General features: G+C 33.7%; 19 protein-coding genes. 8 read left to right on the top strand and 11 right to left on the bottom strand.

Features of this window, described 5'->3' with window-relative positions; all coding sequences use genetic code 11:
* Positions 1-46: 46 nt before the first annotated feature.
* Positions 47-1,261, top strand: coding sequence for a phosphoethanolamine transferase (locus BM253_RS03105; RefSeq protein WP_177205712.1), 1,215 nt, complete (start codon positions 47-49; stop codon positions 1,259-1,261).
* The gene (locus BM253_RS03110; RefSeq protein ID WP_143095573.1) at positions 1,236-1,997 is read left to right on the top strand and encodes a hypothetical protein; all 762 of its coding nucleotides are present in this window, start codon (positions 1,236-1,238) and stop codon (positions 1,995-1,997) included. Before BM253_RS03105 ends, BM253_RS03110 begins: the two co-directional genes overlap by 26 nt.
* Here the strand turns inward: BM253_RS03110 and folK are convergent.
* Positions 1,977-3,125, bottom strand: a complete 1,149-nt coding sequence (gene folK, locus BM253_RS03115; RefSeq protein WP_091518955.1) for a 2-amino-4-hydroxy-6-hydroxymethyldihydropteridine diphosphokinase — start codon at positions 3,123-3,125, stop codon at positions 1,977-1,979. The genes BM253_RS03110 and folK overlap by 21 nt on opposite strands.
* Before the next feature lie 84 nt (positions 3,126-3,209).
* Between folK and sppA the strand changes: the two genes are divergently transcribed.
* From sppA to BM253_RS03130, 3 genes are all read left to right on the top strand, one after another.
* The gene (sppA, locus tag BM253_RS03120) at positions 3,210-4,982 is read left to right on the top strand and encodes a signal peptide peptidase SppA (RefSeq protein ID WP_091518960.1); all 1,773 of its coding nucleotides are present in this window, start codon (positions 3,210-3,212) and stop codon (positions 4,980-4,982) included.
* A 170-nt stretch (positions 4,983-5,152) separates the two neighbouring features.
* Positions 5,153-7,705, top strand: coding sequence for a T9SS type B sorting domain-containing protein (locus tag BM253_RS03125; protein ID WP_091518963.1), 2,553 nt, complete (start codon positions 5,153-5,155; stop codon positions 7,703-7,705).
* A 280-nt stretch (positions 7,706-7,985) separates the two neighbouring features.
* Positions 7,986-12,794, top strand: a complete 4,809-nt coding sequence (locus tag BM253_RS03130) for an Ig-like domain-containing protein (RefSeq protein WP_091518967.1) — start codon at positions 7,986-7,988, stop codon at positions 12,792-12,794.
* A gap of 69 nt (positions 12,795-12,863) precedes the next feature.
* On the opposite strand, the gene carB is transcribed toward BM253_RS03130, so the two are convergent.
* Both carB and rpmH read right to left on the bottom strand, forming a co-directional pair.
* On the bottom strand, positions 12,864-15,713 hold the full coding sequence (gene carB / locus BM253_RS03135) for a carbamoyl-phosphate synthase large subunit (RefSeq protein WP_091518970.1): 2,850 nt from the start codon (positions 15,711-15,713) through the stop codon (positions 12,864-12,866).
* A gap of 137 nt (positions 15,714-15,850) precedes the next feature.
* Entirely contained in the window at positions 15,851-16,012 is a 162-nt protein-coding gene (rpmH, locus tag BM253_RS03140; RefSeq protein WP_008464848.1) for a 50S ribosomal protein L34, read from the bottom strand.
* 215 nt (positions 16,013-16,227) lie between these two features.
* On the opposite strand from rpmH, the gene BM253_RS03145 reads away from it, so the two are divergent.
* A complete protein-coding gene (locus BM253_RS03145) occupies positions 16,228-16,791 on the top strand; it encodes a hypothetical protein (protein ID WP_091518974.1) in 564 nt (187 codons plus the stop codon).
* Between the two features lie 107 nt (positions 16,792-16,898).
* Complete coding sequence (locus tag BM253_RS03150; RefSeq protein WP_091518979.1) at positions 16,899-17,774, top strand: hypothetical protein; 876 nt, start codon at positions 16,899-16,901, stop codon at positions 17,772-17,774.
* A gap of 42 nt (positions 17,775-17,816) precedes the next feature.
* Here the strand turns inward: BM253_RS03150 and BM253_RS03155 are convergent, their stop codons facing one another.
* Positions 17,817-18,707 (bottom strand): lytic transglycosylase domain-containing protein, encoded by an 891-nt coding sequence (locus BM253_RS03155; protein ID WP_091518983.1) that lies wholly within the window; start codon positions 18,705-18,707, stop codon positions 17,817-17,819.
* A gap of 2 nt (positions 18,708-18,709) precedes the next feature.
* A complete protein-coding gene (locus tag BM253_RS03160) occupies positions 18,710-19,363 on the bottom strand; it encodes an alpha/beta hydrolase (protein WP_091518986.1) in 654 nt (217 codons plus the stop codon).
* Positions 19,364-19,540: 177 nt separating this feature from the next.
* Between BM253_RS03160 and BM253_RS03165 the strand changes: the two genes are divergently transcribed.
* Entirely contained in the window at positions 19,541-19,822 is a 282-nt protein-coding gene (locus BM253_RS03165; RefSeq protein WP_091518989.1) for a GNAT family N-acetyltransferase, read from the top strand.
* A 58-nt stretch (positions 19,823-19,880) separates the two neighbouring features.
* Here the strand turns inward: BM253_RS03165 and BM253_RS03170 are convergent, their stop codons facing one another.
* The 6 genes from BM253_RS03170 to thrS form a co-directional block, all read right to left on the bottom strand.
* Positions 19,881-20,387, bottom strand: coding sequence for a hypothetical protein (locus BM253_RS03170; protein ID WP_091518993.1), 507 nt, complete (start codon positions 20,385-20,387; stop codon positions 19,881-19,883).
* 17 nt (positions 20,388-20,404) lie between these two features.
* On the bottom strand, positions 20,405-21,220 hold the full coding sequence (locus tag BM253_RS03175; protein WP_091519462.1) for a 2,3,4,5-tetrahydropyridine-2,6-dicarboxylate N-succinyltransferase: 816 nt from the start codon (positions 21,218-21,220) through the stop codon (positions 20,405-20,407).
* A gap of 134 nt (positions 21,221-21,354) precedes the next feature.
* Entirely contained in the window at positions 21,355-21,699 is a 345-nt protein-coding gene (rplT, locus tag BM253_RS03180; protein ID WP_091518995.1) for a 50S ribosomal protein L20, read from the bottom strand.
* Between the two features lie 111 nt (positions 21,700-21,810).
* The gene (gene rpmI, locus BM253_RS03185; RefSeq protein WP_091518998.1) at positions 21,811-22,008 is read right to left on the bottom strand and encodes a 50S ribosomal protein L35; all 198 of its coding nucleotides are present in this window, start codon (positions 22,006-22,008) and stop codon (positions 21,811-21,813) included.
* 50 nt (positions 22,009-22,058) lie between these two features.
* The gene (gene infC, locus BM253_RS03190) at positions 22,059-22,580 is read right to left on the bottom strand and encodes a translation initiation factor IF-3 (protein ID WP_091519001.1); all 522 of its coding nucleotides are present in this window, start codon (positions 22,578-22,580) and stop codon (positions 22,059-22,061) included.
* A 71-nt stretch (positions 22,581-22,651) separates the two neighbouring features.
* Complete coding sequence (gene thrS / locus BM253_RS03195; RefSeq protein WP_091519004.1) at positions 22,652-24,592, bottom strand: threonine--tRNA ligase; 1,941 nt, start codon at positions 24,590-24,592, stop codon at positions 22,652-22,654.
* Between the last annotated feature and the right edge of the window lie 105 nt (positions 24,593-24,697).

A 24,697-nucleotide genomic window follows, 5' to 3' on the forward strand; every position in this document is an offset into this window, starting at 1 on the left:
TTTTTTTAACAGTTACTCTAAGTGGTATCATGTTTTAATTGCCGTTATGTATATTTTTACACTTACAATATTAATTTTTAAGGTAGAATCTGGCATTAAACTTAAACGTACTTATTATATTGAGGTTATTGCTCTCATTTGTGTGGCTATATCTTACCGATTCTACGAAAGAAGTTTGTCTTTATTGGTTTTTAATACTTATTTGGAATATAAAACGTTTTCAGCAGAAATTTCAAAGGATATTTCCAAACGTACTTCAAAATATTTTACCAATGTTACAAATAATGATGAGGAAGCCTTGTATGTTGTAATTATCGGCGAATCAACTACCCGAAATAACATGGGGATTTACGGATATTACAGAGACACAAATCCAAATCTTAACAAAATAAAAAACGAATTGCATTTATTTAAAAATGTTATAAGTCCGCATATACAAACTATTTTGTCTTTAGATAAAATTTTAAGTATGGGCGATTATCAACATCCTGAAAGCAATAAGTTGGGAACAATTATACAATTGGCAAATCAGGCTGGGTTTGAAACGTATTGGCTGTCAAATCAAAAACCAATCGGGGCTTATGAATCGTTGGTTTCATTGTATGCAAAAGCAAGTAAAAACAGATTTTATGTTTCAAATATTTATGAAGACACTAATAAATACGATGAAATTTTGCTTCCTAAATTAAAGGAAACAATCAATAAAAAAGCATCAAAAAAAATGATTTTTTTGCATTTAGAAGGAAGTCATATAAGTTATCATAAAAAATATCCTGAAAATTTTAATTTTTTTACAGATGAACCTCAAACTCAGTTTAAAACAGAAGAAGCACATCAGATAATTAATGAATACGATAATTCAATAAGATACAATGATTTCATCGTAAGTCAGATTATTGAAACGGTTAAAAATGCCAATAAAAATAGTTACGTGATTTATTTTTCTGATCATGGTGAAGAAGTTTTTAAAGATTATGAATATTTTGGTCATCACGAATCCATTGGATCTAATGCTATGTTTGAGATTCCTTTTATCATTTGGACTTCAGATAGATACAAAGAAAAATCAACAATTAATTTTAGCAGTCAATTAGAAAGAAAGTACAATTTAGAAGATTTTATTTACAGTTTTTCTGATTTATCTCGTATTAAGTTTGATCAGTTTCAGCCAACAAAAAGTATTTTTAATACAAATTTTCAGTTTAAAAAACGAATTGTTTTAAAAGATGTAAATTATGATGAGCGTATTAAAGAGAAATAAAAAGAAAATAAATTTTATTATTGTCTTAATTGTAGCAGTTACCGCTTATGTTTTTAATCCATATAAATTAGAATACGTTGGATATCAATCAAAAGTTTGGGCTCATCGTGTAAATAGTTTAGAAAAACTGAACTACACCCAAAAGTTTTATAAAGGCATTGAATTAGATTTGGTTTTTGATTCGATTAACAATACGTTCGATGTGAATCATCCACCGGCTGAGTCAGTAAACTTAAATTTAGACACTTATTTTTCTAAAATAAGCGATAAAGATTTAAAATTGTGGTTAGATTTTAAAAATCTTTCGGAGATCAATGCTGAAAAATCTGCAGAAATACTAGATCAACTAACAAAAAAGTATTCGTTGAAAAATGAAAATATTTTGGTAGAATCTACAGAGATGCATAATTTGAAAACCTTTAAAAATAAGGGTTTTAAAACTAGTTTTTACTTACCACCTTTAGTTGGTTTAACAGATGAAAATAAATTAGTACCAACTATAGATTCTATTAAGCAATTGTTGATTCAATATCCAACATCAGGAATTTCTTGTAATGCTAATGCTTACGACGTTATAAAAGAATATTTTAAGGAAGAAAAAAAATATTTGTGGCATATTTACAAACCATATTCGCGCCATCAAGTTAAGAACTACCAAGATTTTAGAAAATATGTTTCCGATCCAACTGTAGAAGCTATATTAATTCAGGTTGCTTTACCTGTTGGGAATAGATAATATTTTATCATCTATAAGCTTCAATATTTCCAAATAATCTTCGTGATTTTCAACAAAATCTTTTTGGGAAACATCAATAATCAACACATTTTCTTGTGGTAGGGTTTTAATAAACTCACTGTAACTTTGGTTGATTTTATCTAAATATTCAGCTTGAATATTTTCCTCGTAAGTTCTGCCTCGTTTTTTTATATTTTTAAGTAGATTTTCTGTATTTTGATATAAATAAACATACAAATCGGGTTTTGTGGTTTCTTTATTCATAACATCGAAAATGGTTCTGTACAGCAAAGCTTCGTCGGTATCCAACGTAACTTGTGCAAAAATTAACGACTTATAAATGTAATAATCGGCAACTATAAAATCGTTAAATAAATCGTACTGACCCAAACCTTCATTTAGCTGGGAATATCGATCGGCAAGGAATGACATTTCCAGCGGAAAGGCATATCGCAACTGATCCTCGTAAAATTTTGGCAGAAAAGCATTATCTGCAAAGCGTTCTAAAATAGTTTTTGCATTAAAATCTTGTGCAATTTTTTCAGCTAAAGATGTTTTTCCAGATCCTATATTTCCTTCAATTGCCAGAAATCTTATAGTTCTAATGGTAAAATCATCTTTCGGTAAATCAATATGATCTACTTTTTTTATTTCAGATTCATCATAACACATCAATAATAATTCTTCGGTTGATTTCTGTAAAACGGGATGTTTCCAATCGAAAATTAAATCATTTAAAGGAACTAAAACAAATTTTCTGTTTTGCAGTTCTTTGTGCGGAATGTTTAAATCAACCGAATCAAAAACAAAATCGTTAAAATAAACAATATCAATATCAACGGTACGTGCTTCGTAATTATCAGTCGTTTTGGTTTTTCTGCCCAATAATTTTTCGGTTTGTTTTAGTTCAACCAACAATTTTTCGGGCGATAAATTTGTATGAATCAAAATGCACATATTATAAAACTGAAAACTGTCAAAACCCCACGAAGGCGTTTCGTAAATTGCCGATGCCTGCGCTACGAAACCAATATAATTATGTATGTGGTTTATGGCATTTTGCAGATTTTCTTTCTTGTTTCCTAAATTGCTTCCTAAAGCTAAAACTACTTTATTGTATGTGTGCATGCTGCAAAAATAAATAATGTTTTAAACTTTTGTAACATTTTCTGTTTTCATATACTAACCTAAATATAGATTAAAACAATAAAAATGAATTTTATAAAAAATGTACTGGCAACATTTGTAGGAATCATCCTATTTTGTATGATGTCTTTCTTCTTATTGCTGATAATTGGCGTGGTTGCATCGGCAGGTAGTTCGTCTTCCGGAAAATCGACCAAAAGCAATTCGGTTATTAAGTTAGATTTAGAGAATGTTTCTAACGATTACGGCGGAAGTGTTTATATTGAAGATTTTGATTACAAAGAAACCAATAACGACGGATTGATCAACGTTTTGCAGGCAATTGATTATGCAAAAACCGATGATAAAATCAAAGGAATTTCAATTGAAAATAATGCAACAAGTTTAGGATCAACACAGCGTAAAGCAATTGTTGAAAAGCTGGCTGAATTTAAAAAGACCGGGAAATTTGTTGTTGCTTATGCAGATTATTATTCACAAGGCGAATATTATCTGGCATCGGTAGCCGATACGGTTTACATGAACCCAATGGGAAGCATCGATTTTAAAGGTTTGGCTTCTGAAGTTCTGTATATGAAAGATCTGCAGGAAAAAACGGGAATTCACATGGAAGTGATCCGTCACGGTAAATACAAAAGTGCTGTTGAACCGTTTTTACAGCAAACTATGAGCGATGAAAATCGTGAGCAGTTAACCGTTCTTTTAAATTCTATTTGGGAATCTTATGTGGGCGATATTTCTAAAAACCGTAAAATTTCGGTTGAATCATTAAATACTATCGCAACAAATTTAGATGCACGTAATGCTAATTTGGCTCTTCAAAATAAATTGATTGATAAGATTGCTTATTTAGATCAATACCAAAACGGAATTAAAAAAGCATTGGATATTAAGTACGATGACGATATCAACGAAATTGAAATTTTAGATTATATTAAAGATGTCAATTTAAATATTAAGAAAGTTTCAGCTAAAGATCAAATAGCCGTGATTTTTGCTCAAGGAGAAATTCAAGGTGGCGAAGGAAATGTAAACACCATTGGCGAAGGATCTATAAACCGTGCATTGAAAGAAGCGCGTAAAAACGATAAAATTAAAGCGGTTGTTTTGCGCGTAAATTCACCGGGAGGTAGTGCGTTAACTTCTGATATTATCTGGAGAGAAATTGAACTGACCAAAAAAGTTAAACCGGTAATTGTTTCAATGGGTGATGTAGCGGCTTCAGGCGGATATTATATTGCGTGTAATGCCAACAAAATTTTTGCAGAACCAGGAACAATTACAGGATCTATTGGAGTTTTTGGTATGGTGCCGAACTTTAAAAAGGTTGCTGATAAATTCGGTGTAAATGCCGAAGCGGTTAAAACACACGAAAACGCAACTGGTTACAGTGTTTTTGAAGAGATGTCGCCAAAATACAAACAGACACTTACAGAGAGCATCGAAATTATTTACGATACATTTATTTCTCGTGTTGCCGCTGGTAGAAAAATGGATAAAGCTAAAGTTGATGAAATGGCTCAAGGTAGAGTTTGGACAGGTACTATGGCTAAACAATTAGGTTTGGTTGATGAATTAGGTAGTTTAGACGATGCCATTGCTTATGCAGCCAAATTAGTTAAAACAGATGATTACAAAGTTTCGTTATACCCAGAATACGAAGTAGAATTAGCAGATTTATTCCGCAAGTTTTTAGGAATGTCCGTATCAAGCGTTAAAGAAGATGCTATTAAAAGCGAAATCGGTACAGAAAATTATGAGTTGCTACAACGTATGAATTATCTTAAACAAAGTAAAGGTGTTCAAGCAATGATGCCTTATCATTTAAACATTAAATAGTTTAGTGTTAATTAATTCTCTTTAAACTCTTCCAGTAATTATTGGAAGAGTTTTTTTATTTGATAAATGGAAAGGTATTTTGCTGATAAGTGTTTAAATTATATTTTTATTGTATGTTTATTGAATTTTGTTAAAACTAATGTTATATTTGTTAAAATTCACTACATTTTATGAAACATTTATATTTCCTGATTTTCTTGTTGTTTACAACCAACAGTTTTGCCCAATACTATACTCAACATTATATTGCACCAGCACCTTGGCAATATTGGAACGATGCAAACGAAATTGTAATTGGTACCGTGGAACCTGGTACCACTGTTACAGTTGATATTAGTAAAAGTGACGGAACGTTTATTACCACTTTAACCGTTACAGAAAACAATCCGATATCATACCGTTTTGCAGGTGCTATAGCGGCTTCTCCCAAAAATGCATTAAACCTTATTGAGAATGACAAAGGTTTAATTATTGAAGCAAGCCACCCGGTAATGGTTAATTTACGAAATATAGCGTCGGATACTGCAGGTAGTACGGTCGCTAACATTAAAGGTAATGCATCTTTAGTTAGTTTTGGTCGTGAAGGATTAGGAATAGAATTTCGAGTAGGTTATTATCGTACTTCAGTTCAAGGGTTAGATACTGGTGCACCGGTTTATTCGGTTATGGCTACAGAAGATAATACCACAGTAACTTTACCAGCTGCTACTATAACCTTAGATAGGGGACAAAGTTATTTGTTTAATGCACTCATAGGTTCATTGGTTTCGGCAGATAAGCGTGTGGTTATGAATACAGGTAGTTATGGAGATATTCCGCAAACCTGTGGAGGCAACGGTGAAGATGGAACGTTTGATCAGATAGCTCCTTTACAATCATTGGGTATCAGATACTTGGTGGTTAGGGGTGAAGGTACACCGGCAACTCCACAACAGGCACAGCAAGGGTTCGGGTCAGAACAAACTACTATTGTAACAACAAGAGACAATACAATTATAAATGTTCAAAACTTCAACCCAAACGGCACGCCTTTTGGACCTCCATTTAATATGAATTTACCAGTAGCAGGTAATTCATATACTTTTTATCATGGTAACGGTATCGATTTATTTTCATCGTCTTTAATAACTGCAGAAAATCCCGTTATTGTTTATTCGGGAACTGCTGTTGATTGTGAAACCGATATATCAACCGTATTGCCAATTGGCGGTTGCGCAGGATCTTTAAATATACAAACAACAAAATTTATAGATTATGCTAACGGAAACCTACCTTACTTTGGGTTTTGTGTAATAGAAAGTAATACAGTTCCCGTTTTTGTAAACGGACAAAATATTGAAGTTGTAACAGGTAATCTAAGAGTGCCTATTGGTACTACTGGTTTTTATCTGATTACTTTTGATAACACACAAATTAACAATCCGGCGAATTTAATCATAACATCGGCTATGCCATTAACAACCAGTTTGGTACAACAAGGCGGTGGTTTCTCTATGTCGGCTTTTTTCTCTTCTTTCGGGGAAGCAGCTGATCCGCCTGTATATGCTAAAAGGAACAACGATTGTAGTGTAACTTTAGAGGCAGAAGCGGGATATAGCGAATATGTTTGGTATAAAGATGAAATATTGTATGAAACAACCACAAGAAATACGCTAATTGTAACCGAATCAGGGTCTTATACCGTTCAGGTACGGAGAGATTGTGGTTTATCTGGTAAATCTATTGCTTTAGATGTAGAAGTTGTTCCTTGTTCTGATTTGGAGGTTATTAAAGAGCGTACTTTTCAAGACGATTTAGATATTACTTTTACAATCACAGTAACCAATTTAAATCCGTATTTTACAGAACCTAACGCAACGGTGACCGAATTACTTCCTACGGGTTTAATTTATGTGAATTCAAGTGTTTCTAAAGGAACTTATAATAATGTTACCGGACTTTGGAATATTGGATCTTTAGCTCCGGGACAAAGTGAAACCCTGGTTGTAGATTGTAGAATTGGAAATTCTGGTGAATATATCAATACGGCAACAGCGAAAGGAGATTTAGAAGATACAGACATGAAAAATAACAAAAGTTCTGCTACAGTTGATGCTTTTGTTGCAGATATCGATGCCTTTAAAACCGATGGCAAAGAAATGTTTTTTACAGACGAATATTTAAACTATACTATAAGAGTTGTTAATAATGGTCCACAAAAAGCATTGAATGTTGAGGTTAATGATCCAATGCCACATCAAACAACAGAAATGACTTGGGAAGGAAACGGAAAATCTGGAACAGGCGATTTGGTTGATGTGATTAATTCTTTAGATGTAAAACAAGAAGTTATTTATACAGTTAAATTACGTGTTCCAAAAGATCATAAAGGGTTGTTTACAAATACGGTTAATATAAGTTCTATTTATATTGTTGATCCTGTTGAAAGATGTACAGGATGTTCTGATACGAACTTTCCACATTTCGAAATTCCAAAAGGTATTTCTCCAAACGGCGACGGCGAAAATGATTATTTAGATCTGTCTGATTATTTTGCAAGCAAACTAACAATTTATAACAGATACGGAAATGCCGTTTACACCAAAGACGATTATAGAAATGAATGGCACGGGCAGGATAATAACGGTAAGATACTTCCATCCGGAACATATTTTTATTCAGTTTTTATGTTGAATAATCCATACAAAACCGGATATATTCAAGTAATTAGGGAAATGAAATAAATTATAAAACAAAAAAGAGAAAACTAAGTTTTCTCTTTTTTTATATACCTACTGTTATAAGCTATACACCTCATTTTTTATTGAATAATATTAATATCATAATCTATATTGCTTTAAATTATATATTTGAAAAAAAATTATCAAAAATATTTAATTTTCAAATACTTAAGTTGCTCTAATAACGTTGTATCATTAAAGAATGAATTTTCAGCATTATAAGAAGACAGGTTATGTTGTTAATTCAATAGAAAAATGATTTTGTACTTTATAACAAACTGATATGAAAAAAATTACCTTTTTATTATTCATTTTACTGTCAAATTTAATTAGTGCACAACAAGATTGTAGTACAGCGTTAAGTATTTGTGGTAATTCAAATATAAATTATTCTCCAATAGGTTATGGCAATGTTTATGAGTCGTTGGGTGGATGTTTGTCAACAGGCGGAGAAAATAATTCTGTGTGGTATAAATTTCAAGTTGCTACAAGCGGAACTTTAACTTTTGTTATTTCACCTACTGCTGCGGTAGATTATGATTGGGCTGTTTTTGGACCCAATGTAAGTTGTAGTAATATTGGATCGCCTATTCGTTGTAATGCTGCAGGAACTTATGGTAACACTGGGTTAAACATGACCAATACCAATACCGTTGGTGCACCTGGATCTAATGTTCCTTTCTGTAAGTATATGGATGTTATTGCTGGCGAAACCTATTACTTGTTTATTGATAACTGGGTAGGATTAGGTTTTAACGGAGTAGCACCATTTAGTTTAATTTGGGGAGGAACGGCTACGTTGCATGATCCTTTTTTGAATAGTACAACTGCTCCAAATCCTTTTTTACCTCCGGGAAATGTGGGATCTACTGCAGGTACACCAAGAGAAATTAATTTATGTAGTAACTCCTTGTTGTTTGATTTTAGTACGTTATCGGCTTCAATCTTAAATAACAATCAAAATTTTGCTGTTAGCTATCATACAACATCTAACAATGCATTATCTGGAACAAGCCCGATAATTTCGCCTATTACTGTTAACACATCTACAACTTATTATTATAGCATTAGTTATCAAGATCCAAATGGAAGTACGGTTTCTTGCAGACAAATCGGCGCTTTTAAGTTTGTTGATAAATCTATACCTTTAGCAATAACTGCCAGTTCTACAAACTTATGTCCTGGCGATGTAGCAACGCTTACATCAAACATGTCTACCGGAAACACATGGTCAAACGGTGCAACTACACAATCAATTACAGTTGCGAATGGAGGAACTTACTCTTTAACGAATACAAATGGAATCTGCACAAGTACGGCAAGTGTTATAATTAATTCAAGTGTTGATCCAAATGTTCAAATATCGGGCGATCTTACTTTTTGTGATGGATCTTCAACAACATTAACAGCTTCAGGTACTGGCAGCGGACTTTCGTACTCATGGTCAACAGGTGCTACAACTTCAAGTATTACTGTTGCAACAGCTGGAAGTTATACCGTTAATGTGACCAATAGTAATAATTGTACTTTTTCTAAAACGGTGGTTGTAGATAAAAATCCTTTGGCAGCTGTTCAGAATGCTTCTATAACAATCTGTTCAACTTCTGCTACTACACTATTCGATCTTACTTCGGTTCAATCTCAAATAAGTTCTGTTCCGGGTATTACTTTTAAATACTATCAAAATCAAACCGATGCAGCTGCAGATAATACGAATACTATTACAAATCCTGTTGCGTTTTCATCGGGTAGTGGAGTAGTGTATGTTTTGGTAAAATCGGGCAATTGTTCAAAAATAGCAACAATTAATCTTACGGTTACCTTAACACCAACGATTATAACACAACCAACTAACAAATTGGTATGTATCGGTGGTACCACATCATTCAGTACAACTACCATGAATGAAATTGGTTATCAGTGGCAGGTTAATATGGGTAGCGGTTTTGTAGATTTAGTAAATGATGCTACTTACTCTGGTGTAACATCAAACACTTTAACCATAACAAACGCAACCAGAACTTTAAACGGATACAGCTACAAGCTTGTGGTTGAAAGTAACTGTTCACCGAATTTAGATTCTAATACAGTGGTTTTAACTGTACCCGAAGTGAATGCAACACTTACATCTGTAAATGTATCTTGTTTTGGACAATTAGACGGATCTGCAACAGTTGTTACTTCTGGTGGAACAGCACCTTACACTTATGTATGGTCAAATGGATCTACAAATTCAGCTATCAGCAATTTAGCACCTGGAACTTACAATGTTGTTATTACAGATGCAAACGGCTGCACGGCAAACAAAAGCGTAATAATTACCGAGCCTGCAGTGATATCAAACACCTTAAAAGTTAAAAATGTTAGCTGTAACGGAGGGAATGATGCGAGTATTGAAGTTACATCTTCTGGTGGAACTGCTCCGTTTACTTATTTATGGTCACACAATAATGCTACAACTGCAACAATTACGGGATTAGTATCGGGTACTTATAATGTTCAGGTTAAGGATGCAAATAATTGTATAAAAACCGAGCAAATTATAATAACGCAGCCAGATATTTTAACAGCAACAATTGCTTCGAAAAATGTTAGCTGTAATGGAACCTATACCGGAGAAGCTACTGTTAATGTAGTTGGCGGAACTGCACCTTATACATACAATTGGAATAATGGCATTACTACTGCAACGAACAATGGTTTACGACCGGGAACTTTTTCTGTTACAGTGACCGATGCAAAAGGCTGTACAGTAAACGGCTCTGTTACTATTATAGAACCAACTGCATTAACTGTTTCAACCAAACAGACAAAAGCTGGTTGTAATGGTGCCACAACCAATTCGGTTATTGCAACTCCTTCAGGCGGAACGCAACCTTATACATATTTATGGTCTAATGGTTTAACCACTGCTAACGCTGATAATTTGTTGCCGGGAACTTATAATTTAACCGTTACAGATGCCAACGGATGTAAAGTGAACGAAACCGTTTCTATTGTTGCTACTGCAAATTTATCTTTAAGTTTTAATAAGAAAAATATCAGTTGTAACGGATTAACAAATGGTAATGCAACAGCGGTAGTTACTGGTGGAAAAGCTCCGTTTACTTACAGTTGGTCAACAGGATCAATCAATCCGTCTATAAATAATTTAGGAGTAGGAATTTATACTTTAACGGTTACCGATGATTACGGGTGTTCTGTTACAGAAACTGTTGATATTACTCAACCAGATGTTTTAACAGCTACACATCAGCAAACAAACGTTAATTGTTTCGGATTGTCAGAGGGAAGTGTCTCTTTGTCGGTTTCAGGCGGAACGGCTCCTTATGTGTATCAATGGTCAAACGGATTTAAAACAGCGTCGTTGAACCACCTTCCGGCAGGAACTTATACAGTGGTGGTAACCGATAGTAATAATTGTACATTGGCTCACACAGTAAATATCACACAACCAACAGATGTTGCTACACCAACAGCAGTTAATCAGGTTTTTTGTGTTAATAATAATGCAACCGTAAGTAATTTGATTGTTAGTGGAAGTAATATAAAATGGTATAGATCAGCAGTTGCTGGTACACCTTTAAGTCCTAATGATTTATTGGTTTCAGGAGATTATTATGCATCGCAAACCATTAATGGTTGTGAAAGTTTTGCAAGAACAGGAATAAATGTGGTGATTAATAGTACTCCAATTCCATCAGGATATAGTGTTCAGGAATTTTGTGAACCTTTCGTACCAAAAATTTCCGATTTACAACTAACAGGAACCAATATAAAATGGTACACAGCAGCTGTAGGCGGCACGCTTTTAACAAATGCAAGTACATTGCTTAATGGATCAACCTATTATGCGTCACAAACACTAAACGGCTGTGAAAGTACTACAAGATTTGCAGTAAAAGTAAATGTTTACCCAAATGCACAGCTTGTTACGAGTCATTTGGCAATTTGCGATGTGGCAACTATTAACGATATTTCTATTGAAGGATATACAAGTTCACAATTAAAATGGTACAGCAGTTTAACGGCAACAACGCCATTAAGCCAATCGCAAGTGTTAACAAGCGGAACTTATTATATCAGTACGTTTAACTATAATTTATGCGAATCGGTACGTAAAGCAGTTCAAATAGTAGCATCTAACAATGTACCTATTCCTACAGTAAGTACATTGCAAGCTTTCTGTAGTAGCGCAACAGTTGCAGATTTGGTTGCAACGGGTATTAATGGAGCATCAATAAAATGGTATAATTCAGCACAAGCAACAACTCCGCTTACTGCAAATACACCTCTTTACAGCGGTACCTATTATGTGGAGCAAGAAATGATGCCTTGTAAATCTCCAAGAATTGCAGTTGCGGTTCGTGTGGTTTCTCCAACAGCTCCAACCATGACCGATTTTAAATTATGCGAAGACGCTACTGTAGCAGATTTGTATTTGGCAGCATCTACATCTACAAAATATGTATGGTATTTAAACAGTACAACAACTACAAAACTACCTGATACCTATGTTTTAACCAGTGGTTATTATTATGTTGCAATAGAGTCGTACGGATGTATTTCTAATAGAACAAGTGTTCATGTACAAGTAAATAAACGACCAGCTTCTCCTACAGGTAGTTTGGTTCAGAACTTTAATTATCAGGCAAAAGTTTCTAATTTGGTAATGAATCAGCCTAATATTGTTTGGTATTTAAGTTATAACGATGCTATTAATAAAATGAATGCTTTAGATACATCGGATTTGTTGGTTGATGGAACTACTTATTACGGAGTTACAGTCGATGCGAATTCTTGTAACAGTTACCCAACCGCTGTTAAGGTGGGAGTTACTTTAGGAACAAACAATCTTGATTTGGAACAACTGAGATATTATCCAAATCCGGTAGATAGTGAATTGGTAATAAGTTATATTGATCCTTTAGAAAATGTAGAGATTTATGATGTTACCGGTAAACGTGTTTTCAAACAGAAGTACGAAAGTAAATCTATCACTATTGATTTTTCTAGGTTTAGTTCGGGAACTTACATGGTTAAGGTAATGACTTCAGAAGGATCTCAATTTATCAAAATCATTAAAAAATAATAAGAATACATATAAAACAAAAAATCCGTTTCAAGTAAGAAACGGATTTTTTTATGATAGTAAGTAAAATTATTTACTCAAATACATTTTTCTGCGAGAGTATAAATCGTAGAAAGCATCGTCTTTTAAATTATCAATAAACAAAATACTTTCTCCAGTTGATTTCATTTCAGGCCCTAATGCTTTGTTTACACCTGGGAATTTATTAAAAGAAAAAATAGGTTGCTTTATAGCATATCCATCCAATTTTGGATTAAAAGTAAAATCGGTAACTTTTGCGCCCAACATTACTTTAGTTGCATAGTTTACATAAGGTTCGCCGTACGCTTTAGCGATAAACGGAACCGTACGAGATGCACGTGGATTTGCTTCAATGATATAAACCGTATCATCTTTAACAGCAAACTGTATGTTGATTAAACCTTTTGTTTTTAAGGCAACCGCAATCTTTTTAGTATGATCTTTTATCTGTTGTAAAACAAATTCACCTAAATTGAAAGGAGGCAATGTAGCGTTTGAATCGCCCGAGTGCACACCACAAGGTTCAATGTGTTCCATAATTCCAATGATGTAAACATTTTCACCATCGCAAATTGCATCAGCTTCTGCTTCTATAGCTCCAGCTAAATAATGGTCTAACAACAATTTGTTACCTGGAATCGATTTTAATAAATCAATTACGTGCTCTTCTAATTCTTTTTTGTTGATTACTATTTTCATTCCCTGACCACCCAAAACATAAGACGGACGTACTAAAAGAGGAAAATCTAATTCATCGGCTAACTTCGATGCTTCGTCTGCAGTGGTTGCCACACCAAATTTAGGGAACGGTATATTTAATTCGGTTAACAATTCAGAGAAACGTCCGCGATCTTCCGCTAAATCTAAAGCTTCGTAGCTTGTTCCAATAATTTTAATTCCGTATTTATCTAACTTTTCAGCTAGCTTCAAAGCAGTTTGTCCGCCTAACTGTACAATAACTCCTTCTGGTTTTTCATGACGGATGATGTCGTAAATATGTTCCCAATAAACAGGTTCAAAGTACAATTTATCAGCCGTATCAAAATCAGTAGAAACTGTTTCTGGGTTACAGTTGATCATAATAGTTTCGTAACCACTTTCTGATGCTGCCAAAACGCCGTGCACACAAGAATAATCAAATTCAATACCTTGTCCAATTCGGTTTGGTCCCGATCCTAAAACAACGATTTTCTTTTTATCGGTACGAACAGATTCGTTTGCAGAATAAGTTGTTCCGTCTGCTTTTTCGATATCAGCTTCAAAAGTAGAGTAGTAGTAAGGTGTTTGAGCTACGAATTCTGCCGCACACGTATCAACCAATTTATAAACGCGGTTAATATTCATTTGTTCGCGCAATGCATGAATTTCGCTTTCTAAACAACGTAACATGTGAGCGATTTGGCGATCTGCAAATCCTTTTTGTTTCGCTTCTAACAACAAATCTTTTGGTAATGAAGTCAATGTGTGTTTAGAAACTTCTTGTTCTAAAGCATACATTTCTTCGTACTGCTTTAAGAACCACATGTCTATTTTTGTAATCTGATGAATGGTGCTTAAAGGAATTCCCAATGCAATAGCATCATAAATCACGAAAACGCGATCCCATGAAGCATGTTCTAATTTATCTAAAATTTGATCGTAATTCGTGTATCCTTTACCGTCTGCACCAATTCCGTTACGTTTAATTTCTAACGATTGTGTTGCTTTTTGTAAGGCTTCTTGGAACGATCGACCAATTCCCATTACTTCACCAACCGATTTCATCTGTAAACCTAAGGTACGATCTGCACCTTCGAATTTATCAAAGTTCCAACGAGGAATTTTTACGATAACGTAATCCAAAGTTGGTTCGAATAAAGCTGAGGTTGATTTTGTAATTTGATTTTGTAATTCATCTAACGTATAACCTAACGCCAGTTTTGTAGCTATTTTTGCAATTGGATATCCCGTTGCTTTTGATGCCAATGCAGATGAACGAGATACACGCGGATTGATTTCAATTGCCACAATGTCTTCTTTTTCGTCTGGAGATACAGCAAACTGAACGTTACATCCACCAGCAAAGTTACCAATAGAACGCATCATTTTTATTGCCATATCGCGCATACGTTGAAACGTACGGTCTGATAACGTCATAGCGGGTGCAACAGTAATGGAATCACCTGTGTGAATTCCCATGGCATCCATGTTTTCAATGGTACAGATAATTACAACGTTGTCGTTTTTATCGCGCAATAACTCTAATTCGTATTCTTTCCAACCCAATAACGCTTTGTCAATCAATACTTCGTGAATTGGCGATGCTTCTAAACCGTATGTTAGTAAACCGTCAAAATCTTCTTCTTTATGTACAAAAGCAGCACCTGTTCCACCTAAAGTAAACGAAGGACGAATTACCAAAGGAAAACCGAATTCTTGAGCAATTTCCTTTCCTTCTAAAAACGAAGTAGCTGTTTTAGCCGGAGCAAACGGAATATCGATTCTTGATAATAACTGCTTAAACTGTTCGCGATCTTCGGTTACGTTAATGGCATTGATATCAACACCTATTAATTTCACGTCAAAATCTTGCCAAATACCTTTTTCATCTGCTTCCAAACATAAATTTAAAGCTGTTTGTCCGCCCATTGTTGGTAAAACCGCATCGATTTCCGGATGCGCTTTTAAAATTTCAATGATAGATTTGGTATTTAAAGGCTTTAAATATACATGATCCGCCATGGAAGGATCGGTCATGATGGTTGCAGGATTTGAATTGATCAAGATTACTTTGATTCCTTCTTCACGTAAAGAACGCGCCGATTGCGACCCTGAATAGTCAAACTCACAAGCCTGACCAATGATGATTGGACCAGAACCAATGATTAAAACTGTTTTAATTGAATTATCTTTAGGCATTGTAAATAATTGGTGTTGTTATTTAGGTAAATTTATTGATAATTAGTTGAAATTCATCTTAAAAAAAGAGAAAAACGAAAAGGTATAAAAAAAGGCGATACACTTAAAGTAACGCCTTTATTTATGATGAAACATCATTATTTTTTATGTCTTGGTTCGCTAGAAACCGTTAACTTATGTCTTCCTTTAGCTCTTCTGCGTGCTAATACTTTTCTACCGTTAGCGCTAGCCATTCTGTCCATGAAACCGTGTTTGTTTCTTCTTTTTCTTTTTGATGGTTGAAACGTTCTCTTACTCATTGCTTCTTATCTTTAAATCTATAAATTTTACAAATGTTCAGCTTTGAAATCAAGCAGCTTCAAAACCGAGTGCAAATATACAAATCCTTTTAAAACCTACAAATTGTTTTTTAAAATAATTTTACTTTTATGTTACTAAATGTACTATAATTTAAAAACACCTTTTGTTGCTTATAGGATTTTACTACATTTGCAAAATTAAAAATAAAACAGACATGATTAACAAGAATATAAAAATTATAGTTGCAGCCCTTTTATTAGCTACAGCAGTTTGGCAGTTTACAGAAAACAATATTGGCAACGGTATATTTTTAATTATTTTGGTACTGTTAATTGTACTGATTTATTTTAAGAACGAAATGCTGATTATGACCTTGTTTAAGTTTAGAAAGCAAGATATGGATGGCGCTAAAAAGATTTTGTCTAAAATTAATCCCGAAACGGCTTTAGTTAAAAATCAACAAGGGTATTACCATTATTTAAACGGTATCATCAATGCGCAAAACAATTTAAATCAGGCAGAAAAAGATTTTCGTAAGGCAATTGATTTAGGTTTGAACCAGAAAGAAGATTTGGCTGTATCTAAATTGCAGTTGGCAGGAATTGTAATGAGCAAAAATCGTCCGGCTGAAGCGCAGAAATTAATTGCCGAAGCAAAACAACACGATACCAAAGGAATGCTTAAAGAACAGATTTCGATGATCGAAGGGCAAATGAAACAAGCCCGCGGACAAAAAGTGCCAATGTGGTACAACCATAGCAAAAAAAGAGGTTTTTAATTTCTTTAAAACATAAGTATTAAGCCATTCGTTTCTAGAGTGGCTTTTTTTGTAAATTCAGTTTTTATCAATAACATTCAATATTTAACCTTAAAGCAAACACTAAAATGTATCATAAATTAATAATTAGTTTACTTTGTATTTTCTTTATTAGTTGTAATAAATCTGAAAATAATAGAACTATTGATTTTTCTAAAGACCGCGATTTTAGAATTATCAATATTTTTAATGAACAAACCTATGCCGATTTAGAACAAAGGCTTCCAAATAACATCAAACCCAATGCTGAAAGTGAAGAATCGTATGCCTTTTATTCTTACTTATCTCTAAAACCTAACAAAGACTATACTTTTTTAATAGGTAATAAATTTATGTACGGAACTTATTCTGTAATCAATAAAGATGAAATCTTATTAAAGTCAGAAGAATTCGGAGATATTCCTTTAAAAATTATGAAGGAAGCAAATGGTTGCATTCAAATTCATGGAGATTTTAAAGCTTACAAAAGCGATATGATGTTGGAATTAGACGGAAATACGAAGTATTATTTAAACTTAAATACCGATTTTGAAAAACTGGGAAAAGAAAACGATATTCGATCTGTAGCATTCAACCAATGGCGTTTTCAACCACAACAAAAAGAAACCGATGAAGAAATTAAAAACCGATTAATTTTAAACTTAAAATATATCGCTGCTTACATGCGTGTGCACATGTACGGCGGATTCAATCAAATTCATACAGCTGGTATTCATTCGCCTTTTCTGTATGCAAGAAACGGATTGTTTTTGTATGAATGGCAACGTGTACCTTATTTTTGGAAACATGTTTTTTATGATGAAAAAGATGCTGAAAAAGCCTTTAAACTTTTACGCAACACATTTAGAACAGCAGAACCTCCAAAGTTTATAGACAATTGGCTGGCTTATAACGAAAGATGTTTGCAAACTGTAATTAAAAATCTGGAAGAAGAAGATATTTAAGAATACAAAAGCCTCAATATTAATTGAGGCTTTTTTTATAAATCACTTTCTTTTAAAACCTTCGGTAGGTATTTGTATATTGTACGTTTTATTAGGTTGAACAATCAACGAAGTATCAATTAACCAAGGATTGTACAACTTTAAAAGTTTGTAGTTAATACCTTGATCCAATGCCCATTTTTGCAGGTCATCAATATTAGCATTTACTGCAACGATTTTGGTTTTCACTGGCTGATACAATTCATCTTTACCAAAAACATAACCATATTTATCTGCATTGGTCATAATTTCTTTCAATGCCAGAATTCTAAAAACGTAGCGCGATGTTTCTTCGTTCAAATACAAATCGTAATAATCGGTTACACCTTGCGCAATTTGTTGGCGTTCAATACCCGCCATTCCTCTGTTGTAAGCAGCCGCAACCAATGTCCAGCTTCCAAATTTTGCGTAAGCTCTTTTTAAGTAAACACAAGCAGCTTCTGTAGCTTTAATAACATCGTAACGTTCATCAACCGTACTGCTTACTTCCAAATTATATTCTTTAGCCGTTTCGGGCATAAACTGCCAAAAACCTTTCGCACCTGCAGTAGATGTAGCGTTGGTCAACGCACTTTCAATTACGCACAGATATTTAAAATCGTCCGGAATCCCGTTACGTTTTAAAATAGGTTCAATATCAACAAAATGTCTGTTTGCCCTTTTAATAATCAGACTTGTTGCTGAATGCAGGTTAATGTTAACCATCATTTCGCGATCTAAACGTTCTTTCACATCAATAATTTCCAATGGCACACGTTCACCGCAGAAATCAGCATTTTTTATGTAAAAATTTGTTTCAGATGCATTTCTTTCAACAGTCGTAAACTGATAAAAACCAGCCGACAATGCAACTACACCAACTATTAAAGCAATTTTTTTATACGTCTTTTTCATATTTATTTTTCTAGAATTTCCAATAGCTTTTTATTGATCCATTTAGCGTTTACAAGCACCATAACATGTGTTCCATTCTCCAAAAACTCGGCATTTTTAATTCGTTTGTGCGGAAAAATATGATCCTTTGTTCCGTGTAAATGATATACGTTTTCAACCGGATTTATATTTTCCCAAGAAATAACAGACTTAAATGCCCAATCCAAGTAATTAACCGAACGTACCGACAAATATTTTTGATACATATCGATTCGCTGATGGATTTTTTTTGAAGATACTATTTTTTTTGTAACATTTTCAATTAAATTGATATATGATGTTGGAAAAAAACGATACAGTTTCCATTTTTTAGCCCAATGTATTCTAATAGGAAATTCCGATGGATCTTTTACGCTTGATATGATAACCACTTTTTCAACAGCTATAATTTTGGCAATTTCCTGCACAATGATCCCTCCAAACGAAACGCCGATTAAAATAGGATTTTCTAAAGTAATTTGCAGAGCAATACGCTCGCTGTATTTTTGTAGCGATTCATCTTTCTCTGGTTCCAACCATTCAATAAAATGAAGATTGTATTTTGAATTATCGAGTTTAATATTTTCAAAAATGTCACAATTTGCAGCCATTCCCGGCATAAAATAGATGTTTTTCATCTAAAATAAATTTGTAATTATAATAACTATTTTGCATTATTAAAAACTATTTCATTAATTTGCAATCAAAATAAATAAGAAATTATATTTTAATTTTTAATAATGCTTTATTTTCATTAAAATTCATTTCTTACCGAAAGAACCTTTGAAATATATAAAAATAGAAAAAATTGTTATATGGAATTTAAAAACAATGAACTGTTAAGACAGTTTGAGTGCAGATGTGGTGATAGACTGATTATTATTGAATATTCTATACAGGAACGAAAGTTGTTTTTAACAAAACTAAATCCTAATGGGTGCGAGGACGAAGTTTTAATAAACGATTTTATTAAAGGAATTTTAGATCAGGCAGAAGAAAAACGTTTGAAAATTGTTCCTGTAAATTCTGGAATTGTATCATTCTTTAAGAAAAACCCAAGCTATCGCGAACTATTGGCTGCAGGTATAAAAATATGATAAAAAACAGATCCCTTTAAAATTTAAAGGGATTTGTTTTTTTATGAGGATTTAAAATTTAGATTTTCAATCTTTTATATTCTCTAATCAAATCTTTAAGCTGTCTGTTAGAATCTACATCAATGTCCTTATCAGATAAGAAATGTTTAAATTTAAAATTTCCTGAAATTTTTTGGTTCACTAATTCTTTTTCAACAGCTGTGAGTTTTTCTCTTAAAAGTATTTTTTCTTGCTCTAATTCTTTTAAAGCAGTAAATTTCTCTTTAAAATCTCTTCTAAACGTATTGGTGCTGAATGGAACAGAATTTAAAATTTGCATTTGCTTTTTAGATCTTAGATCCAGAAAAGCAATTATTTCTGTTGTACTATTTATAAGTTCTGTTTTATCTAAAGAATCAAAATTAGATGGTAGGGCATATATACTTTTTAAATTTCCTTTCTCAACCGATTTTTTTTCTTTTTGATTAGAAGATTTTTCCATTGAAGGAGTGTTAACATATCCGCTACCGAAACATTTTTTGCAGTTAGAATTTAAACCTTGACAAGAACAAATTTGAATTGACATATTTTTAGTTTTTCAAATTAAACTGCTACATTATGCTCACGCAATGCATCGTTCAAAGATGTTTTTTTATCGGTACTTTCTTTACGTTTGCCAATGATTAAAGCACAAGGAACTTGATATTCTCCTGCAGGGAATTTTTTAGTGTATGATCCAGGAATTACAACAGAACGCTCTGGTACATATCCCTTAATTTCTACCGGCTTTTCTCCTGTAACATCGATAATTTTTGTTGATGCAGTTAAGCATACGTTTGCACCTAAAACAGCTTCTTTACCTACACGAACACCTTCTACAACAATACAACGAGATCCGATAAAAACATTGTCTTCAATAATAACCGGAGCTGCCTGTAAAGGTTCTAAAACGCCGCCAATACCAACACCACCAGATAAATGTACGTTTTTACCTATTTGTGCACAAGATCCAACTGTAGCCCAAGTATCAACCATAGTTCCTTCGTCAACATAAGCACCAATATTTACGTACGACGGCATTAAGATAACACCTGCAGAAATATACGCACCATGACGCGCAACGGCGTTAGGAACTACGCGAATACCTTTTTCAGCATAATTGCGTTTTAAAGGCATTTTATCGTGGTATTCAAAAATTCCTGCTTCTAATGTTTCCATTTTTTGAATAGGGAAGTACATTACTACTGCTTTTTTAACCCATTCGTTAATTTGCCAACCTCCATCAATAGGTTCTGCAGTTCGTAATTCACCGTTATCTATTAAGTCGATAACTTTTCTAATAGTATTTTGTGTAGCTTCTTGTTGTAACAACTCTCTGTTTTCCCAAGCTTGCTCTATAATGTTTTTTAATTCTTGCATGCTGTTTTTTATTTTTACAAATATATCAAATCTTTCTGTTTGATATAAATTCATTACTGAGATATAAACAAAAAAACCTGCTAAAAAGCAGGTTTTTTATATATGTAAGTAAGATAAACGGGTTTTACAAACGTTTATTTAATTTTATTAACGATAGCTGTGAAAGCTTCTGGGTGGTTCATTGCTAAATCTGCTAAAACCTTACGGTTTAATTCGATGTTGTTAGCTTTGATTTTTCCCATGAATTGAGAATAAGACATTCCGTGTAAACGTGCACCAGCGTTAATACGCATGATCCATAACGCACGGAAATTTCTTTTCTTTTGTTTTCTGTCGCGGTAAGCGTAAGACATTGCTTTTTCTACCGCGTTTTTAGCTACTGTCCAAACGTTTTTACGTCTTCCGAAGAAACCTTTGGCTTGCTTCAAAATTCTTTTTCTTCTTGCTCTTGATGCTACTGCATTATTTGCTTTTGGCATAATTCTTAAATTTTTTGTAGTAGGGCGGATGTTAGAACATCACTTTTGATCGAAATTTTTAAAGATCAGCCCACTCCAGGGTTATTAAATTGTTTTTAACCGAAAGAACGATTACATTATTCTTAATTGTTCTTTAATGCTTCTTTCGTCTGCTTTATGTACTAAACCAGAGTGAGTTAAAGCTAATTTACGCTTTTTAGACTTCTTTGTTAAGATGTGGCTTTTAAAAGCGTGTTTTCTTTTAATTTTTCCAGAACCAGTAACGGTAAAACGTTTCTTAGCGCTAGATTTAGTTTTCATTTTAGGCATTTGTTCCTAGGTATTTATGTTATCTTACTTAACAATATTTTGCAAAAATACTAATTTTTCTTTTTAGGTGCAATATACATGGTCATTCTTTTACCTTCAAGAACCGGCATAGCTTCTACTTTACCAAATTCTTCAAGATCTTGTGCTAAACGCAATAATAAAATCTGACCTTGTTCTTTATAAATGATTGAACGGCCTTTAAAGAATACAAATGCTTTTAATTTTGAACCTTCTTTTAGAAACTTCATGGCATTTTTCTTTTTAAACTCGTAATCATGTTCGTCTGTCTGCGGACCAAAACGAATTTCCTTAACAGAAACTTGAGCAGTTTTTGCCTTCAGCATTTTGTCGCGTTTCTTTTGTTCATAAAGAAATTTCTTGTAATCGATAATTTTACAAACAGGTGGAGCTGCGTTTGGAGAAATTTCTACCAGATCTAATCCTTGAGCATCGGCCATAGCCATTGCTTCAGAAGTTTTATAAACTCCAGGTTCAACATTATCGCCTACTAAACGAACTTCAGGCACACGAATTTTATCGTTTGTTCTGTGTGCATCTTCCTTTTTTTCCAGAGGTTTAAAACCTCTTCTGTTATTTACTGCTATGGGTATATAATTTTATGCTTGTTGCCAAGCGGTTACACTTAAAATTGTTTTATTGTTTTACTAACTTCTTCTTCTATTAAAGATACAAATTCTTCAATTTTCATAGAAGTGTTCGATTTTCCTGATTCTCCTTGTTTACGTACAGAAACGGTTGCATTGTTTTCTTCATCCTCGCCAATAATCAGCATAAACGGATACTTTTGCAATTCTGCTTCACGAATTTTCTTACCAATAGTTTCGTTTCGGTCATCAAGTTTGGCGCGAATTTCGTTATTTTCTAACAAAGTTAAAACTTTTTTAGCATAATTTTCGTATTTCTCGCTCAAAGACAGGATAATAACTTGTTCAGGCATTAACCATAACGGGAAATGACCGCCTGTATGTTCTAACAAAATAGCTATGAAACGTTCCATAGAACCAAAAGGTGCACGGTGAATCATTACAGGGCGATGCAATTTATCGTCAGATCCTTTATAAGTTAAATCAAAACGTTCCGGTAAATTGTAATCTACCTGGATGGTTCCTAACTGCCAGCTACGACCTAAAGCATCTTTCACCATGAAATCTAACTTAGGACCGTAAAAAGCCGCTTCGCCAGATTCAACTACATAATTCAAACCTTTATCTTTTGCTGCACTTATGATAGCATTTTCTGCTTTTTCCCAATTTTCAACATTTCCGATGTATTTATCAGGATTGTCTAAATCGCGTACAGAAACCTGTGCTGTAAAGTTTTCAAAACCTAATGATCCAAATACATAAAGTACTAAATCGATTACTTTTTTGAATTCTTCATCTAACTGATCCGGTGTACAGAAAATATGTGCATCGTCTTGTGTAAATCCGCGAACACGAGTTAAACCATGTAATTCTCCCGATTGTTCGTAACGATAAACCGTTCCAAATTCTGCATAACGCTTTGGTAGATCTTTATAAGACCAAGGTTTTGCATTATAAATTTCGCAGTGGTGCGGACAGTTCATTGGTTTCAATAAAAACTCTTCGCCTTCTGCCGGTGTATGAATTGGCTGGAACGAATCTGCACCATATTTAGCATAGTGACCCGATGTTACATACAATTCTTTTTGACCAATGTGCGGAGTTACAACTTGCTCGTAACCTGCTTTCTTTTGTGCTTTTCGTAAAAATTGTTCTAAACGGTCGCGTAATGCAGCACCTTTTGGCAACCATAACGGTAAACCTTGACCCACACGTTGCGAGAAATGAAACAATTCTAATTCTTTACCTAATTTACGGTGATCGCGGCGTTTAGCCTCTTCAATCATTTCTAAATATTCGGTAAGATCTTTTTGTTTAGGGAACGATATACCGTAAACACGTGTTAACTGCTTGTTTTTTTCGTCTCCACGCCAGTAAGCACCCGCAACAGAAAGAATTTTTACAGCTTTTATAATTCCTGTATTTGGAATGTGCCCACCACGACATAAATCTGTAAACGTAGCGTGGTCGCAGAAACTAATTGTTCCGTCTTCTAAATTCTGAATTAATTCGGTCTTGTACTCGTTATCCTTATATAATTCCAAAGCTTCTGCTTTTGTTGCAGATCGCATTTTAAATTCGTGCTTTTCTTTAGAAATTGCTAAAATTCTATCTTCAATTGCTTTGAAATCGTTTTCAGATATTTTGTTCTCTCCGAAATCAACATCGTAATAAAAACCATTTTCAATCGCAGGTCCAATAGTTAATTTAATACCCGGATACATTTCTTGCAACGCCTGCGCCATAACGTGCGAAGTTGAGTGCCAGAAAGCTTTTTTACCATCGGCATCGTTCCAAGTGTATAACGTTAAACTACCATCGGTGGTTAAAGGCGTAACCGTTTCAACGGTTGTACCGTTAAAGTTTGCTGAAATTACGTTACGTGCTAAACCTTCGCTTATACTTAAAGCGACATCGTGCGGAGTTATTCCTGAAGCGTATTCGCGCACCGAACCATCTGGTAATGTTATTTTAATCATCTTACTATTGAAATTTATCACGCAAATATACTAAAGAATTATTTTACGTTAACAAAAAATAGTACGCTTTCATTATGAAATGTTGTAGTTTTTGTTTTATTTCGT

The organism is Paenimyroides ummariense, assembly GCF_900115115.1.
Classification (GTDB): domain Bacteria; phylum Bacteroidota; class Bacteroidia; order Flavobacteriales; family Flavobacteriaceae; genus Flavobacterium; species Flavobacterium ummariense.